Annotated in this window: 15 protein-coding genes and 1 pseudogene; 6 read left to right on the top strand and 10 right to left on the bottom strand. The window is 63.7% G+C overall.

Features of this window, described 5'->3' with window-relative positions; translation table 11 throughout:
* Window positions 1–222 (top strand): annotated as a pseudogene (locus tag H7007_RS03655) (hypothetical protein); the annotation flags it as partial.
* Between the two features lie 35 nt (window positions 223–257).
* Here the strand turns inward: H7007_RS03655 and H7007_RS03650 are convergent.
* The 8 genes from H7007_RS03650 to H7007_RS03615 form a co-directional block, all read right to left on the bottom strand.
* On the bottom strand, window positions 258–449 hold the full coding sequence (locus H7007_RS03650) for a CooT family nickel-binding protein (protein ID WP_287153141.1): 192 nt from the start codon (window positions 447–449) through the stop codon (window positions 258–260).
* Entirely contained in the window at window positions 442–870 is a 429-nt protein-coding gene (locus tag H7007_RS03645) for a DUF3842 family protein (RefSeq protein ID WP_287153140.1), read from the bottom strand. The genes H7007_RS03650 and H7007_RS03645 overlap by 8 nt, the downstream gene beginning before the upstream one ends.
* A gap of 62 nt (window positions 871–932) precedes the next feature.
* Complete coding sequence (gene trxA, locus H7007_RS03640; protein WP_287153139.1) at window positions 933–1,262, bottom strand: thioredoxin; 330 nt, start codon at window positions 1,260–1,262, stop codon at window positions 933–935.
* Between the two features lie 87 nt (window positions 1,263–1,349).
* Window positions 1,350–2,318, bottom strand: coding sequence for a thioredoxin-disulfide reductase (trxB, locus tag H7007_RS03635; RefSeq protein WP_287153138.1), 969 nt, complete (start codon window positions 2,316–2,318; stop codon window positions 1,350–1,352).
* An 882-nt stretch (window positions 2,319–3,200) separates the two neighbouring features.
* Window positions 3,201–4,580 carry a vWA domain-containing protein gene (locus H7007_RS03630; protein ID WP_287153137.1) on the bottom strand — a complete coding sequence of 460 codons (1,380 nt, stop codon included), beginning with the start codon at window positions 4,578–4,580 and terminating at the stop codon, window positions 3,201–3,203.
* 19 nt (window positions 4,581–4,599) lie between these two features.
* Entirely contained in the window at window positions 4,600–5,508 is a 909-nt protein-coding gene (locus tag H7007_RS03625; protein ID WP_287153136.1) for an AAA family ATPase, read from the bottom strand.
* Window positions 5,509–5,688: 180 nt separating this feature from the next.
* A complete protein-coding gene (locus H7007_RS03620) occupies window positions 5,689–6,447 on the bottom strand; it encodes an HD domain-containing protein (protein ID WP_287153135.1) in 759 nt (252 codons plus the stop codon).
* Between the two features lie 596 nt (window positions 6,448–7,043).
* Window positions 7,044–7,559 (bottom strand): hypothetical protein, encoded by a 516-nt coding sequence (locus H7007_RS03615; RefSeq protein ID WP_287153134.1) that lies wholly within the window; start codon window positions 7,557–7,559, stop codon window positions 7,044–7,046.
* Window positions 7,560–7,893: 334 nt separating this feature from the next.
* Between H7007_RS03615 and H7007_RS03610 the strand changes: the two genes are divergently transcribed.
* Window positions 7,894–8,913 carry a radical SAM protein gene (locus H7007_RS03610; protein ID WP_350340615.1) on the top strand — a complete coding sequence of 340 codons (1,020 nt, stop codon included), beginning with the start codon at window positions 7,894–7,896 and terminating at the stop codon, window positions 8,911–8,913.
* Window positions 8,914–9,199: 286 nt separating this feature from the next.
* On the opposite strand, the gene H7007_RS03605 is transcribed toward H7007_RS03610, so the two are convergent.
* Both H7007_RS03605 and H7007_RS03600 read right to left on the bottom strand, forming a co-directional pair.
* On the bottom strand, window positions 9,200–10,009 hold the full coding sequence (locus H7007_RS03605) for a mechanosensitive ion channel family protein (protein ID WP_287153132.1): 810 nt from the start codon (window positions 10,007–10,009) through the stop codon (window positions 9,200–9,202).
* Window positions 10,009–10,503: a hypothetical protein gene (locus H7007_RS03600; protein WP_287153131.1), complete on the bottom strand. Its 495-nt coding sequence runs from the start codon at window positions 10,501–10,503 to the stop codon at window positions 10,009–10,011. Before H7007_RS03600 ends, H7007_RS03605 begins: the two co-directional genes overlap by 1 nt.
* A 1,019-nt stretch (window positions 10,504–11,522) precedes the next feature.
* Here H7007_RS03600 and H7007_RS03595 point away from each other — a divergent pair.
* The 4 genes from H7007_RS03595 (at window position 11,523) to H7007_RS03580 (ending at window position 16,318) form a co-directional block, all read left to right on the top strand.
* Window positions 11,523–12,608 carry a S1C family serine protease gene (locus H7007_RS03595; RefSeq protein ID WP_287153130.1) on the top strand — a complete coding sequence of 362 codons (1,086 nt, stop codon included), beginning with the start codon at window positions 11,523–11,525 and terminating at the stop codon, window positions 12,606–12,608.
* 340 nt (window positions 12,609–12,948) lie between these two features.
* A complete protein-coding gene (locus tag H7007_RS03590) occupies window positions 12,949–13,650 on the top strand; it encodes a response regulator transcription factor (protein ID WP_287153129.1) in 702 nt (233 codons plus the stop codon).
* 300 nt (window positions 13,651–13,950) lie between these two features.
* A complete protein-coding gene (locus H7007_RS03585; RefSeq protein ID WP_287153128.1) occupies window positions 13,951–14,706 on the top strand; it encodes a hypothetical protein in 756 nt (251 codons plus the stop codon).
* A 94-nt stretch (window positions 14,707–14,800) separates the two neighbouring features.
* Entirely contained in the window at window positions 14,801–16,318 is a 1,518-nt protein-coding gene (locus H7007_RS03580; RefSeq protein WP_287153127.1) for an ABC transporter permease, read from the top strand.
* Window positions 16,319–16,321: the final 3 nt, after the last annotated feature.

The raw sequence follows: 16,321 nt of genomic DNA, 5'->3' as shown, positions 1-16,321 counted from the left end.
CTGGCCAGGGAGCTCAACCCGACGGTCACCAACTTCAAGGGCTTCCGGGTCACGGAGATCGAGTACCGCACCTCCAGCTTCAACTGCAAGGGGTGCTCCAACAACTGCGAGATAGTGAAGATCATGGTGGAGGGGGAGACCCTGGCCCGCTGGGGCGGCCGCTGCGGGAAGTGGGAGGTGGACCTGCCGGGCGCCCGGGCGGAACGGGCCGCTTCGCTCTGATCTCCGGTGCCCGGAGGTTCTGAGCACCGGAAACCCTAATCGGGCTCCCGCAGGACGATGCGGTGGTCGAGGAGCTCTACCTCGGCTATGCGGGCCGACACCAGTTTCTGCTCGCCGAAGACGTCCACCAGGAGGAGCTTCCCTTCCTCGGGGCGCACCTCCACTACGTCCTCCATGACCTTCTCCAGCTCCCCGCCCCGGTCTATATAGACGGCTGCCTCACACATCCTTTTCGACCTCCTCGCACATCCGCCTGACCATCTCCACCGCCTGCTCGATGAGCTTGGGAAGCGGGGTGTCCACGGTTCCCAGGATGTCGATGCGGGGGTGGGTGAGAGGGAGGAGTATCTTCCGCCCCCGGGCGGAGGCGATGGCCTCGGCCATGCCCGGTGTGAGCTCCCCCATCATGGAGTTGGGGATGAGGATGGAAAGGCTTCCCATTATCACGTCGGCCTCCCCGATGCACACCCGCACCGCGTTCTCCCCCGTGGCCCCGCGGTTGGCCCGTGCCTTCATCATGTTCCCGGTGGCGATGGCGTTGGCCCCTAGGGCTATGATCTCCGTGTCCTCGGGCAGGTTGCGTCGGAGTTCCAGGACTATCTGGTGCCCGATGGAGCCTCCCATTCCGTCCACCACGGCTATCTTCATCTCCGCACCCCCGGTCGCGGTTCCCCGATCAGAACGGGCTCAACGTTTCAGGATCCCACGCCTCACTGCAGCCAGTTGCGGAACTCCTCCACGAAGGCCTGCTTGGGACGCGCTCCCACAAGGCGCTTCACCGGCTCGCCCTTCTCGAAGAGGATCATGGTGGGGATGGACTGTATTTGGTAGTTGCGCGCCGTGGACATGGCCTCGTCCACGTTGAGCTTGCAGACCTTTATCTTCCCTTCCCACTCTTCGGCCGCCTCCTCGAGGATGGGCGCCATCATCCGGCAGGGGCCGCACCAGGGGGCCCAGAAATCCACCAGGGTGGGCTTGTCGCTCTTCAGCACCTCCTGCTCGAAGTTCCCGTCGTTCAGCTCTATCACCTTTCCGGCCACTCCTCACACCTCCTCGCCGTCGTGACCTCTCGTCGTACTCGCGCCTTCACCCCTGGCTCCGGCACGCCGCTCTCACGCGCCTGGCCCTCACACGTAGGCCGTGCCCTTGAGGTTCTCCACGTGGAACTGGGCGTTGAGCGCCGCCCGCACCCCGTCCCCCACCGCGGCAGCCACCTGCCAGACGGCCCCGGCGCGCACGTCCCCGGCGGCGAAGACCCCTTTCATGCTGGTGCGCAGGTCGGCGTCGGTGACGATGAAGCCCCTCTCGTCCAGCTCCACCGCGCCTCTCAGCTCCTCGGTGTTGGGGAGGTTGCCCACGTAGAGGAAGACCCCTTCCACGGGGAGTTCCTCCTCCTCGCCGCTCTCGACATCGGCGAGGACCAGGCCGGTGACCCTCTGGTCACCCTTTATCTCTTTTACCACTTTCTTCCATTTAAAATCTATCTTGGGATGGGATAACGCGCGTTCCTGCAATATCTTCCCGGCCCGCAGGCGGTCGCGGCGGTGGACGATGATCACACGCTCCGCGTATCGGGTGAGGAAGAGGGCCTCCTCGACGGCGGAGTTTCCCCCGCCCACCACCGCCACCACGCTGTCCTTGAAGAAGGCGCCGTCGCAGGTGGCGCAGTAGGAGACGCCGCGGCCGTGGAACTCCTCCTCCCCGGGCACCCCCAGCTTGGCCGGACGCATCCCGGTGGCCAGGATCACCGCGTAGGCGCGGAGCTCCCCCTCCTCCGTCTGGAGGACCTTCACCTCCCCCTCCTCGCGTAGGCCCAGGAGGGGGTTGAATGAGGAGATGCGCAGGCCGAAGCCCTCCGCCTGGCGGCGCATGCGGTCCACAAGCTCGTAGCCGGAGATGCCCTCCGGGAAGCCGGGGTAGTTCTCTATGCGCTCGGTGAGGGCCGGTGCTCCGCCCGGCGATTGCTTCTCGATGAGCAAGGCGTCCATGCGCGCCCGGGCGAGGTAGATCCCGGCCGTTAGTCCCGCCGGACCTCCACCCACCACCACCACGTCCAGTGCCTGGCCGGAACCGCTTTCCGCATTCACGTCCGTCATCTCTCGACCATCCGCCTTTCCCGGTCCTTTGCACGGCGTTCATGCCGCCCGTCGCATTTACCGCAGGATACGCATTTGGTGTTCTATCGTCCTTCTTCTCGGCCGTTCCCGGCCTCCCGAGCCCGCGCGCTCCGCGGCTTTCTTACCACCGATAAAATTGATTCTTCCTTTGATTATTCGATTATAAACCACACTGCTTCACCGGTCCTGTCCTGAATCATAGACTCGAAACGCCGAAGCGGTCGTGAGCGAGGCAATGCGGAGGAGCCGGACGACGCGATATAAACAACCGCAGAACGCAAGAAAGACCCTAAAGAACGGCCTGAGGCGCCGCGACCGTCAACCCTGAACCCTCGGGTTTTCCTGTCCGGCCTCAGGAGAGGGGCGAAAACAGGGAAAGAGCGATTGTTCATAAGACCGCCCACATCGCCAGGGAGTCGCCCTTGCACCGAAGCGTGACGATGAGGCGGGGAGGGGGCAATCCGCAGGACCGTCAGCGCCGGGTTCAGCCGGTAATCCGGGTGTCACCCTTGGCGGGAAGCACATGATGAGTCGCAGAGGGTGACAATCCGCGGGACCGTCCGCGGCGCCTGGTTGCCATTCTGCGCAGTAACCGTAACGAGGGGATGAAAAGAGTGATCGCCCACAAGACGCTCGCGTCAGTCGTGCCTGGAATAAAATACCCCTGGGGGTATCACGATTCAAGACCTGACCCCCTTCAAAATAAAGAGGAGACGGCGTTCTCTAGGTCGCGCAGGGTGCCGCAGACCGCAGTAACCGTAACGAGGGGATGAAAAGAGTGATCGCCCACAAGACGCTCGCGTCAGTCGTGCCTGTAATAAAATACCCCTGGGGGTATCACGATTCAAGACCTGACCCCCTTCAAACTAATAGGGAGGAGACGGCGTTCTCTAGGTCGCGCAGGGTGCGGCAGACCCGCACCTCACGGCAGTAGGGGGCGTATTCGCTCATCACGCTGTCCCCGGTGTCCCAGAAGGGCCTGGTCTCGGGGTTCAGCCAGATGATCCCCTTGCTCCGGTCCCGCATCTTCTCCAGGGCCCAGGCGCAGGGGTCGTTGTAGTTGTTGCGGGCGTCCCCGATTATGAGGATGTAGGTGCGGAAGCCCACGTCCTGAAGGTATTTCTCGCAGAACTGGCGGAAGACGTAGCCGAAGTCGCTGCGCGCGTGGTAGGCGATGCCCGCCTCGCTGAGGGCACGCCTCACTCCCCTCTCGATCTCCTCTTCCTGGAAGAAGCTGGTAACCTCTCCCAGCTCGTCGACGAAGACGAAGGAGCGCACCTTGGCCAGGCAGTCCTGCAGGGTGTACACGAACTGGAGCATGAACTGGGAGACCCGGGCCACCGAGGAGGAGACGTCGCAGAGCACCATGAGCTCCACCTTCTCCAGGCGCTTGGTGCGCAGCACCAGGTCGAAGGGGACCCCTCCGTGGCGCATGTTCCTGCGCAGGGTGGCCTTTACGTCCAGCTTGTCCCGGCGCATCCTCTTCTCGCGCAGGGAGAGCTTGTTGCGCAGCTTGCGGGCCAGCACGTCCACCGCCCTCCGCATCTGCTGCAGCTCCTGCTCGTCCAGGCTGGAGAGGGGACGGAGCATCAGCCGGTCCACGCGCTCCGATGTGGGGACGCGGTCCACGTTGCGCGCTTGCTCCCTCTCCACGTAGCGGCGCACTTGGCGGCGCAGGGCCTCGCGGTTGGCCTGGTATATCCTCTCCAGCTCCTCCAGGTCCTCCTCCGGCCAGCCCGCTTCCCGGAGGCGCGACTGCAGCTCCCGGAAATCCTCGTCCATCCTCTCCCAGTCGAAGGAGTCGAAGATGCGCCGCGTGTACATCCCCACCTGCATGCGCGTGACCAGCTGGGATGTGCCCACCGCGCCGGCGGCGGCGCGGATGAAGGACTCGAACTCCCCTCCCCTTCCCGCAAGGAGCAGCATGAGCAGCGGGTTGTGCCCGTTCTGCGCCGCCATGGCCCGGAGCTCCTCCTCCAGCCGGGCCAGGAGCTCCTCATCCGGTGAGGCCACCTCACCGGAACCTTCCAGCCCGTAGAAATAGAGGGGGAAGAGCTCGTCGAACACCGCCCCGTCTTTCCTGGTCTTCACCAGGGCGGCCTTGAGGGAGGCCCGGAAGACCTCCGGGTCCCACATCCCCGCCGCCTCCACGGCGGAGAGGGCATCGATGCTCTCCGCGGTGGAGACCGGCACCCCGCGGTTGCGCAGGCTTCTCACGAACTCGAGTATGCGTTCCTCCAATGCGCGAACCTCCGGGGAATCAACCGGCGGCGATCTGGTGCAGGTTCTCCTCGGCCTTCCTTATGTCCTTCTCGTACTTGAGGACGATGTTCAGGGTGTCCCTCACCAGCCCCGGGTCCAGCTTCCCGGCATTGAGGACCACGAGGGCCCGGGCCCAGTCCAGGGTCTCGCTGATACCGGGCACCTTCTTCAGGTCCAGTTTGCGCAGGCGGTGCACCGCCGACACCACCTGCTCCGCCAGGCTCTCGGAGATACCGGGAACCTTGAGCCGGACGATCTCCAGCTCCTGCTCCGGGGGCGGGAAGTCGATGAACAGGTGCAGGCACCTCCTCTTGAGGGCGTCGCTCAGTTCCCGCGAGTTGTTGCTGGTAAGTATTACCATAGGGATGTGCCTCGCCTTCAGGGTGGAGAGCTCGGGTATGCTCACCTGGAAGTCGGAAAGTATCTCCAGGAGGAAGGCCTCGAACTCGGGGTCGGACTTATCCACCTCGTCGATGAGCAGAAGGGCCGGCTTCTCGGAGAGGATGGCGCGCAGGAGCGGCCGCGGGACGATGAACTTCTGGGAGAAGAAGACCTCGTCCTGCCTGGCCACCCGCTCCACGGCCTCGGCCAGGTCGCGGGCCCCGGCCAGCTCCTCGGCCAGGACGTCCTTGAGTATCTGGGTGTAGAGGAGCTGCTTGGCGTACTCCCACTCGTATAAGGACTTGGACTCGTCCAGGCCCTCGTAACACTGCAGGCGTATGAACTCCCGTCCCAGGGCGGCGGCGGTCACCTTGCCCAGGTCGGTCTTGCCCACCCCGGCGGGGCCCTCCACCAGGACCGGCTTCTCCAGCCTCTCGGCCAGGAAGATGACCGTGGCGATCTCCTTGCTGCAGATGTACTTCTGTTCCGCAAGCTTCGTCCGCACTTCCTCGATGCTCTCGAACATGCCGTTTACACTTCCTCTCTGATTCTGCGCCTCATCAAGCTCCAAACTCGCCTGCAAACTGCGTCCCGGCGCTTCTTCCCTCCGTGCCTCACGATGCTTCCTGCTCCACCGGCCCTTCAAGGCAGGTCCAAAGCGAGCGGGTCCGTTCGTTTTCCCGCTCCACCTCGCGATCCGCACACCTCATCCATCATCCAGGCCGTACATCCCGGCCAGCTCCCGGTACAACCTCTCCCCGATCTCCAGCCCCCGAGCGATGAAGTCCGGCCCGTACTGCCTTCCCGTTGGGGTGCGGAAGGTGTCCGCTATGCGCATGATCCCCTCCATGCCGGTCCGGAAATGCCGGAGCAGGGCCGCAATTGGGATACCGGTCGGGCCCACCATGGACCACAGGGTCTCGGTGAAGTTGTCCGGCCCCCACCGGAACTTGTCCGCGTCGTAAAGGGCGTCGGAGAGTATCTGGAGGTCCGGGTCCTCGAGGGGTTCCTCCGGCCGGAAGGCCTCGTGGTTGCGGATGGCCTGGACCACCGCCTGCCTCTCATCCCGCTGCAGGCCGAGACGGAGCAGGATGCGCCCCGCCTCCTCGGCGCCCTTTCGGGCATGGTCCCTCTCCTCCCTCCTTATGTCGTGCAGGAGCCCGGCAAGGTGCGCCAGAAGGAGGTACCTCTCCCTCCTTGCCTCTCCCCGCGAGAATCCGGTCTCGATGAGCACCAGGGCCCCGGCGTCCACCGCCACCTTGACCACGTGGGCTACCCCGTGACCCAGCCTCTCTCCTCTCTCCTCCACCAGGGAGAGGACCGTGCGGGCCGTGGGGTGAGCCTCAAGCGCCAGGCGAGAGGCCTCCACCTCTTCGCTCTTATCGACATAAAAGCGAGGAGGGTCAACCTCGCGGGCGATGCGCAGGGATATCTCCCTGGCCTCACGGTACTCTTCGGGCAGCAATTCGCGGGCCTTTCCCGTCCTTCAACTCCTCTTTCGCGGTTAATCCGTCGAAATTCCTGTGGGCCACGGGCCCACGGCCTCATTCACGCCGTTCCGCCTCTCGGGCCCACTTCCCCCCCGGCGGCGGATCGGCTGAAGACGCCTCAAGCAAATTTTATCCCAAACGAAGGGAAACCGCCGTGACCGGACCCATGCGGAGTACCCGGAAAAGACTCCTCGCGCGCAGCGCTTGACGGGAAACCGTTTCCGGAGAGCCCGGGAGCGAAATCGAGTACCGCTCTCTCTCCCGCATGCCATGGGCAGACTCCGTGACGACCGGCCTGCGGAAGGACGGAAAAGGAAGTGCGTTCTTCAAGCCGGGAAGGTCATTCTCGGGCTAGAGGCAGAGTGTGGCTCAACGGCTCTCACCCGCCACATTCCGTGGCGACGACGGCCAAGGATACGGCCACCTTGTCGAGGTAAAGGATATGCGCCGGGGCTCCTCAGGCAGAGTTCCCTCTTTGCGCCTGGCCCTGCCCAACAAACGACTCGGACTCGCCGAAATCGGGTGCGTGTTGGACGCTTGAGCCGCGGAGGCATGTGGGCTTGATCGGAGGTCAGTCGGGATGCCGGGTTTCCGAGTCTTTTCCGGGGATCGCGAGGTGGTTTTCCTCGCTTCCCGGTGCCATTGCGATTACGGCATCGCTTTCCGGAGGCGAAGGAGCCGACCCTTCTCCCTCCGGCATGGGCTCCGGGCCTTGCGTCAGGCGCATGCGCCTCGTCCTCCCGGCAAGCGAGCCCAGGGGAAGGGTGAGGAACCCCAGGTTCCCAGCCAGCGCCCAGAAGGCCAGGGCGGCCCCGGCCACAGGCCCCCACCCGGCCGCCGTGGCCCATAGGGTGAAGCCGAGGCCCGGCCCACAGGCCGTGAGGGCCAGAAGGGCGGCGCGGCGGCGCAGCTTGTGCAGCCGGGAAGAGGCCTCCTCCGGCAAAAGGAGTGCTCCAGGCGGATTGTCCTTCCTCCTGAGATACCGGGAAAGGATGACCAGGAGCGAGCCGTCGGGGATATGCCCGACAAGCTGCATGACCGCCCCCACCATGGTCACGTTGATGAGGGTGACCATCCCTAAGAGCATCGCCCAGGCAACCATGTTGTTATATTATCAAAGGGAACTCATTGAACTACCCATCGCACAGCGGCGGCCAAAGGCGCCGGGGGAGCGTGAAGCTAACGGCTCACAGCGCGAACGTCCCGATCTGCAGCGCTTCCCGGAAGAGACAAGCATGGAGGCGGCGCGATGGTCGGCCGACAAGCAAGGGGCACCACCGCGGAGAAAAGGAGGGGGGTCGAAAGAAGGGCGGTGCGATCCTGGGGCGAGGTCGTTTCCAAACCATGACCGGAAAGGAGAAGCAAGAGCGGCAAGCACGAGGCGGTTGTCTGCTCGGTGACCGAAAAGTGACCGAGAAGAGATGTTGAACGACTATTTCTCCATCCTGGGCGGGGAGAGGCCGGCGCGCCACTGGGTGAGCAGCCGTATCCCCGCGGGCCACGAGTGCCTTGACGAACTCCCCGACGAGGAGCTGTGGCTGCTGCACGAGCGGGGCATGGAGGCTTTCCGCCGCGCCTGGGAGGACAGGGCCTGGCCGGGCGAAGCGGCCTCTCCCTCCCTCCTGGACCTGAAGGCAGCCCTAGCCCGCCGCATGCTGCGGGACTGCCACATGTGCGAGAGGAGGTGCGGCGTGGACCGCGCCGCCGGGCAGAGGGGGTTCTGCGGCGTGGGGGCCACCTCCCGCGTAGCTTCCATATTCTTACATTTCGGCGAGGAGCCTGAGCTGGTGCCGTCCCACACCGTCTTCTTCTCCGGATGCACTTTCCGCTGTATCTACTGCCAGAACTGGGACATCGCCATGGACGCACGGACCGGTAGCCCCGCCGACCCCTCGTATCTGGCCTCCGCCCTCGTACAGGGCATGCGGCAGGGTTCGCGCAACGCCAACTTCGTGGGGGGCAACCCGGACCCCAACCTGCACACCATCCTGGAGACCATCATCGTGTTGGGAGAGGACGGCAAGAACCTCCCCATGGTCTGGAACTCCAACATGTACACCTCCCTGGAGGCCATGCGGCTCCTGGAGGGCGTGATGGACATCTACCTCGCGGATTTCCGGTACGGTAACGACGATTGCGCCAGGAAGTATTCCGACGTTGAGCGATACTTCGAGGTGGTGAGCCGGAACTTCTCCATCGCCCACCGCCAGGGGGAGATCATGCTCCGCCAGCTCCTCCTCCCCGGACACCTGCGCTGCTGCACGGAGAGGATAATGCAATGGGTGGCGGAGAACATGCCGGACGTCTATTTCAACCTGATGTTCCAGTACCGCCCCGAATACCGGGCCTCCCTCTACCCGGAGATGAACCGGCGCCCCTCCGGTGAGGAGAAACGCGAGGCGGTGGCCATCGCCTCCCGCCTGGGCATAGCCCTCTGTTAAAGTTCCTCCCTTGTCGCCATCCCCCAAAGCCGAGAGCCGGCTCCTAAACCCCTTCGAGGGCGCCGGCAAACTAATACGCCAACCCTCCCGGGATAACGGGTTCGCCGTCCGTTTCGGGAGAAGAGCACAATCCATCTCATTCCCCACGCACGAAGCCCGCAGATTCGCGTCAGGAGGGGCCGTGGCTTCTCCTCCAGAGTTTGCGGATTGATTCATGCCTGGACACGCAGCCTCGCGCATCTTCACAAGGCGCGGCGCGATCCCAGGGGGCATAGGGTTCGGGGTCTCAGGCGGTGGCCTCGGGTATGGTAATTCCTTCCTTTTCCAGGGCCGCCTTCACCGCGGAGATGGCCCGGGACTTGACCTGAAGCGGGTCGCAGGTCGTGGGATCCAGCCAGAAGAAGACCCGCAGCTCCACGGAGTTTTCCCCCAGGCCCTCGAGGACCACCAGCGGAGGGGGTTCGTCGAGGACGCCGTCAAGCGCTCGCAGGGCCTTCTCCGCCACCGCGGCTGCCCGGGTGAGGTCGGCGGCGTAAGCCACTCCCACTTTAAAATCCAGGCGGCGTCTCCGGTTCACGGTGCTGTTGATGACCACCCCGGAGAATAGAGAGCGGTTGGGCACGAACACCTTGCGCCCGTCGAACATGCGGATGACCGTGTCCCTCACCCGCACGTCCTCGACCACGCCCTCCACGTCCCCGAAGCGCACCCCGTCCCCGATGACGAAGGGGCGCTGCAGGATGATGGTGATCCCGGCGATGAAGTTCTCGATGACGTCCTTGAGGGCGAAACCTATCCCTACGCTGACCAACCCGAGGGAGGCCACCAGGGCTCCGGGGTTCACGCCCATCACTCCCAGGGCCACCAGGACGCCCAGGGCCAGGATGCCCGTGAAGGCCAAGCGGGAGACGACCCGCGCCGCGTGTTCGCTGGCCCGGACTTTCATGATGGAATGGGATACCAGAAAGCGCACCGCGCGGGCCAGGAGGTAGAAGAAGAGCAAGACCACAAGCCCCACCGCGAGGGAGGGGAGCCGGGACATGAAACCCTCCCACAGATCCCGGAAGGCGTCCAAGACAACGTTGGCGGTCATCATCAAGGCCTCACCTTGTTTGAGGTGGCGTCTCCCGTTCCCTGCCCGGCACCTTCCCCTTCACTTCCCTCCGCCTGCCGAGGGACCAGACCCTTAAGCCACTCCTGCATGTCCTGGGGGAGGTTCCGTTCCACCCACGACCAATCGGGGTAACCGTCGCGCACGTAGGCGTATACGTTATCGCCGCCACCCTGCACCAGCTCCTGGAGGGTGTTCCTGAGGCCGTCCTGGGCCCTTATGAAGTCGGTCTGATTCTCCCGCATGTTGGCCTCGCTGTTCTTGACCAGTATCAGCACCTCATCCGCGCCCTTCACCGCCTTGGCCGCGGTGAACGACCTGCGATAGCCGGGAAGCAGGATGGCCACGATGACGATGGCCACCACAATGACCGTGACCACATTGACCACCAGGGCGGCGATGAGGCTCACTTTGCGCCTCTTCTTCTCCGGACGTGCCCTCTCCCTGCGGGGTACCGGGGCCGCGGCTCCCTCCGGCAAAGCTCCCTCCGGCGGACCCGGAGGCCTTCCCTGCTCGCCACTATGATTCATTGCTCTCACCTCCGTCGCATAATCCTTCTTTAGGATAGCCGAAAACCCTGCAACGTTCCCGCCGGCGGCCTTTAAGGGCGGGGTCCCATCCCCAACCGTCGGGGTTCCGGGTCTGGACCTCCGACGGTAACCGCATCTTCGCAGGTACGCCTTTACCGAATGCCCCCCGCTTCTTTACAGGGATTTAACAAATCGGGAATAACCTTGAGCTATGGAGCATCGAACCATAACCCGGCGACCGTCCTCCGAACCCGTGGAGCAGCCTCGCCGCCGAAGGTCTCCGGAAGGGATGTGGGCACCCCTTTCCGGCGCATGGACGTCGTAAACGAGGAAAGGGGTGCGGGCGACCCGCGGCACGTGCCGCCTGGTGTTCGATCACCGATTATCCGGAGGGCTTCAAGGCCGGTCCGGGGACCCCTCCTCCAAAGGGCCGGGGGGGAGGCGGAAAAAGAAATGAGTAACAGGGAAATATAATGTAAGGAAAAGGAGGAGATGGAGGAGGCGCGATAACCGGATGGGAACAGGAAAGAGGGCGCATATCGAACCTTCGCAAGCGGAGAGGCTCCGGTTCTTCCGTCCGGACGGATACATCGGTCCGTATACGGAGGCGAAAACCGGCAAGGAAGCAGAAGTCCATCCCCTAAACGGCACGGGAAAAAGGGGTTTCAAACCGAAAGGTTCGACAACCCCCCTCACAAGCGTTTTTGCCGAGAGCACCTGCCCGTTGCGAAAGACCGGATGTGAGAGGCGGCGTGATATAAGGCAAATATTGCCAGTATAAGGAGTGATGATAAGGAGTGATGGAAATGAACGACGATTTCAGCGGAAACCGTGATTTCAACACCACGCCCCCTACGGTTACACCGCCGCCGCCCACGATGCCGCCGCCTCCTCCTACCATGCCGCCCCCGCCCGTGGAGCCAGCTCCGCTTTCACCTCTCCCGCCGCGCCCGGGAAAGAGGGCCGTTATGCGGACCGTGCTCCTCTCGGCCGCGGTATCCCTGGTGATAGCCCTGGCCGTGGTCTTTCTCCTGCCCCTCGCCTTCGGCGGTAACCCCGTGGACATCCTGCGCGGTAAGGGCGGCGTCACCCAGGTGCAGGAAGTGAGGACGGTGGAGGAACGGGTGGTCAAGGGAGGACAGGAAGCGGTGGTGGAGGTGGCACAGCGCATCCTCCCCTCCGTGGTGAACATTGAGGTCCAGTACGGGGCCACCCAGGCCGGCGTGGGCTCCGGCTTCATATGGCGCTCCGACGGCTACATAGTCACCAACAATCACGTGGTCGAGAAGGCCACGAAGGTGATGGTCTCACTGCGCGACGGATCCACCTACGAGGCCAAGATAGTGGGCACCGACCCGGATACCGACCTCGCGGTGATCAAGATAAACGCCTCCGACCTCCCAGCGGCCCCGCTGGGAACCTCCTCGGATCTCGTGGTGGGAGAGCTGGCGGTGGCCGTGGGCAGCCCGGAGGGATTCGAGGGAAGCGTGACCTCCGGAATAATCAGCGCCCTGAACCGCAACATCACCGTGGGGAACATCACGCTCCTGGACGTCATCCAGACCGACGCGGCCATCAACCCCGGCAACTCCGGGGGCCCGCTTTGCAACAGCACGGGGCAGGTCATAGGCATAAACACTGCCATCTATTCCCAGACGGCCAGCGGGGGTTACGATGGGTTGGGATTCGCCATAGCCATCGACAACGCCAAGCCCATCATCGAGGAGCTCATCTCCAAGGGACGCGTTGTCCATCCCTGGCTGGGTTTCATGGGCAGCACCCTGGACCCGGATATCTCCCGCATCTACGACCTCCCGGTGGACAAAGGGGCCATCGTGCGCCGCGTGCTGCCCAACACACCGGCGGAGAAGGCCGGGCTCCTCTCGGGAGACATCATCGTTTCCATAGACGGCAAGGCCGTGGATTCCATGGACGCGGTGATGCTCGAGATCCGCAGGCACCAGGTAGGTGACGAAGTGACCATAGAGTTTTACCGGGGCAGGGAGAAGAAGGTCACCAAGGCAGTGTTGGAGGAAAAGCCGGTATCCTTCTGAGGGGAGCGCTTTCCCGCACCCCTTTATCGAGGCCCTCGAGAGCCGCTCCCGGTGGAAAAGCATCCGCACGGGAGACCTCGGCTCTCGAGGGCTTTCGCTCGACGGGGGAAAACCGCATCCCCTCTTCACAATTTCTTAACATAAAACCCTTACCCTGTATTCGGGGAATCGCGCGGAGGAGGGCGGGAGAGCGACTCTCGGCGGTGACTCGGCTCCGCGAGCGCGATTCGTCGCCGACTCCCGCGAGGCATCTCCCGAACCTGAGGCGCACAGCAGCGCCTTGAGGAGGCGTCGCGGCCGACGCGGCCGCGCGACGGGTTCTTCCAGAGGTGAAGACGAGGTGGCCAAGAAAGAGCTCATCCTGGTGGCTGACGACGAGAGGGAGATCGCGAGCGTCGTCCGGGCCTACCTGGAGAAGGAGGGTTATACCACCCTCACGGCCCACGACGGGGAGACCGCTCTCCGAATGTGGCACGAGCACCGCCCCTCCCTGTTGGTCCTGGATGTCATCATGCCCGGCCTCGACGGATACTCCATCTGCCGCGAGGTGAGGAAGTCTTCCGATGTCCCCATCGTCATCCTCTCCGCGAAGGCGGAAGAGGAGGATAAGCTGCTGGGACTGGAGCTCGGAGCGGACGACTACGTGGTCAAGCCCTTCAGCCCCCGGGAGCTGGTGGCCAGGATTCGGGCCATCCTCAGGAGGCGCGGATGTGAGACGGAACGGGACGCGATCTCCGCGGGACCCCTTGTGGTGGAGCCAAAGGCACGGACGGCCCGGGTTTGGGACAGGGAGATCGCCCTCACCCCCAGGGAATTCGACATCCTGGCGGCCCTCGCCTCGCATCCGGAGAAGGTGTTCACCCGCGAGGAGTTATTGGCGGCCATTCTGGAGGATGCCACCTCGAGTTATGACCGCAACGTGGACACCCATATAAAGAACCTCCGGAGGAAACTGAAGGAGGCGGCGGAGGGCTGGGCGTTCATCGAGACGGTATACGGGGTCGGCTACCGCTTCCGTGCCGGAAAAGAGAAAGAAGGCTGATCGCCGGACATCTTCCGCCGGACGCACGGGTCAAAGGGCTTGAAAAAAGGGTGCTGAAGGCCGCTTACGGATGGTCGTTTATCGAGAGGGCTTATGGGATCGGCCGCCGACCGAAGAGGTCGGGAGAACGCTGAGGGCACCGTCGCTCAATCCTTGGCCGCATCGAGGGCCATGAGCCTGGCGCCGCAAGGTGAGGAAATCTTTACAATCCATTCCCCTTTCCGCCATAAATCCTTAACTTCTCCGTCAGATCATCTTCTCCAGTGAAAGCCATCCGCCACGAGATGCCGGGAGGTGAAAATGAAGAGCGCATGTTTGTCCAGGGCGGCGCTCGCGACTGCGACGCTCACCGTAGCCCTTCTGGCCGCTGCCTCCTGCGCCGGCGGGGGCAGCGAGAAATCCACATCGACGGAGACCAAACTTCCGCCTGGATTGGCGGGCACGGACTCCACCGGCATTGCCGGCTCATCCTACGAAGCGGGGAGCGCTGCCGGCGATAACACTCTCCGCGCGGGAACCTCAGACGAGGAGGAAACGGGTTCCGGGAACGCCTCCGCAGGAACCTCGACCGTGACCAAGTCGGTAACCCTCGACGGTGTGGAGTTCACGGTGGTGGCGGCCAAGCGGCAGGACGACAACAAGCTGGTCGCCTCATCCGGCACGCGGGAGGTGAGCGGGGATTTTCTGGAGGTGGAGTTAAAAATCAGGAACGGCGGGGACTCCCTGGCCAGCCTGTCCCGCTTTTCCTTTCGCCTCTGGAATCCCCACATCAACGCCGCATCCTACGACGATTATTACGGCAATGTGACCACCTACGGGGGTTATGTTTCCAAGAACATCATCTCCGCGGCGCTGCTCGACTACGCTTCCCTGCAGAAAGTGACCGCCACTCTCAGAATCGGGGAGGAGCTGGGCGACGTCTTCCTCTTCTTCGACCTCAATCCCCTGAGCGTATCCAGGAACGATGGTTTCACCAAGGAAGGCTCCAACCTGGTCATCTACGACACGGAAAGCGGCGAGAAGGTGGAGGTAAACCTGGCCGGTTTCCCGGACTGAGAGCGGAAGGGCGGTGACGAAATGCGTACCCGAAGATCGATGGCCACGGTTCGGGAAGCAGGTCCTTCAGCCGACAAAGAAGGGCGGTGAGAGAATGCGTTCCGTAAAAAGAGGACTCCGGAGCTTCATTCGCCACCCCCTGGCCAGCCTGGCGGTCATCCTCCTCCTTTTCGTGTGCCTGACCTTATCCCTCTCCATGCTTGCGGTCAGGATGGCCGCCGATTCCCAGGTGGAGGAAGTAAAGGGGAGCGTGGGAAACTACGCCGAGCTAAGGGTGAGCTCGCAATACCAGATGGAGGTCTTCCAGCAACAGAGACAGCAGGACCCGGCCAAACGCCAGGCCGAGGCGCGCAAGATGTCCGAGGAGGAAGTGCTGGCGGAGCGGGCGCAACTCATGGTGCCCGAGGAACTGGTGGACGACTTCTCCAGGCAACCGGAAGTCGTCAGCTACGACAAGGTATTGGAGACCCGAGTCACCCTTCCGGAAATCGAGTCCGCCGAGCTGGCGAGCACCCTATCCCTGCGGGGTGGGCCGAGCTCGGGAGCCCTTTCCCCATCGGAGGGGAACTCCTTCTTCTTCGAGGGGAACACCGACGGGGCCTCGGCCTCCGATTTCCTGAGGGGGGCCAAGGTCCTCGCCGAGGGATCCTTCTACACTTACCAGGACTACCTGCAGGCCAACCCGGTGGTGCTGGTGGAGAAGACCCTGGCCGAGGAGAACGGCCTGGAGGTGGGCGACACAATCACCGCGGAGATAACCGGCGCGCAAGGGCGCGACTCCGAGATGGAGCTAACGGTCAAGGGCATCTACGAGACGGTGGAGGCCGAACAGGAGGGCGAGACCCGCGACCCCATGGCCTTCAACCCCGCGGGAAGCAAGTTCTACGCCCCTCTCTCCGTGGTCCAGATCCTTAACGGTACCCCCGGGTACGTGGAGCTCGGCTGTTATTACCTGGACAGCGCGGACAGCTCCGCCGCTCTGCAGCATAAATTCCAGGATATGGTAATAAATGGAACTGAAGGCGGTGAGAGGTACGAGCTGGCCACCGATTACTCGGACTTCGAGGCCATCTCCGAGCCGCTGCACAAGGTGGCCAGGACATCGCTCATCGGCCTGGTCGGCGCTCTCGCCGCCTGCGCCATGATAATCGTGCTGGCCATGGCCATCATCGTGGGAGGGCGCGCCAGGGAGCTCGGCGTGCTCAAGGCCATGGGAGCCACCCACCGCCAGGTCCTCCTGCAGTTCGCGGCGGAGATAACCTGCGTCTGCCTGGTGGCCGCCCTCCTGGCCATGGGGATGTCGGCGGTCATATCCCAGCGCCTCGGGGACTGGCTCCTCCGCGAGGACGCCCTCGCGACCTCGGAACAGGAAGCGCAGTCGGGACAGGGCATGCCCGTCATGGGTTTCATGGCCCGCAACCTGTACAAGGAAGGCGGCCGCTTCTCCCTGTCCGGGAGCGACAAACCGGAGGTGAAGCTGGAGGTGGTGTACCGAGGCGGCCTTCTCGCTTACGGAATCCTGATCCTTCTGGGCATAAGCCTGCTGGGAACGGCGGTTCCCGTGGTATGGATAAACCGGCTGAGGCCCGCCAGGGTACTGGCCATGGAGTGAGGT

It is taken from the genome of Candidatus Solincola tengchongensis, from assembly GCF_015711935.1.
Classification (GTDB): Bacteria; Actinomycetota; Geothermincolia; order Geothermincolales; family RBG-13-55-18; genus Solincola_A; species Solincola_A tengchongensis.
This window is presented reverse-complemented; position numbering and strand designations above follow the sequence as displayed.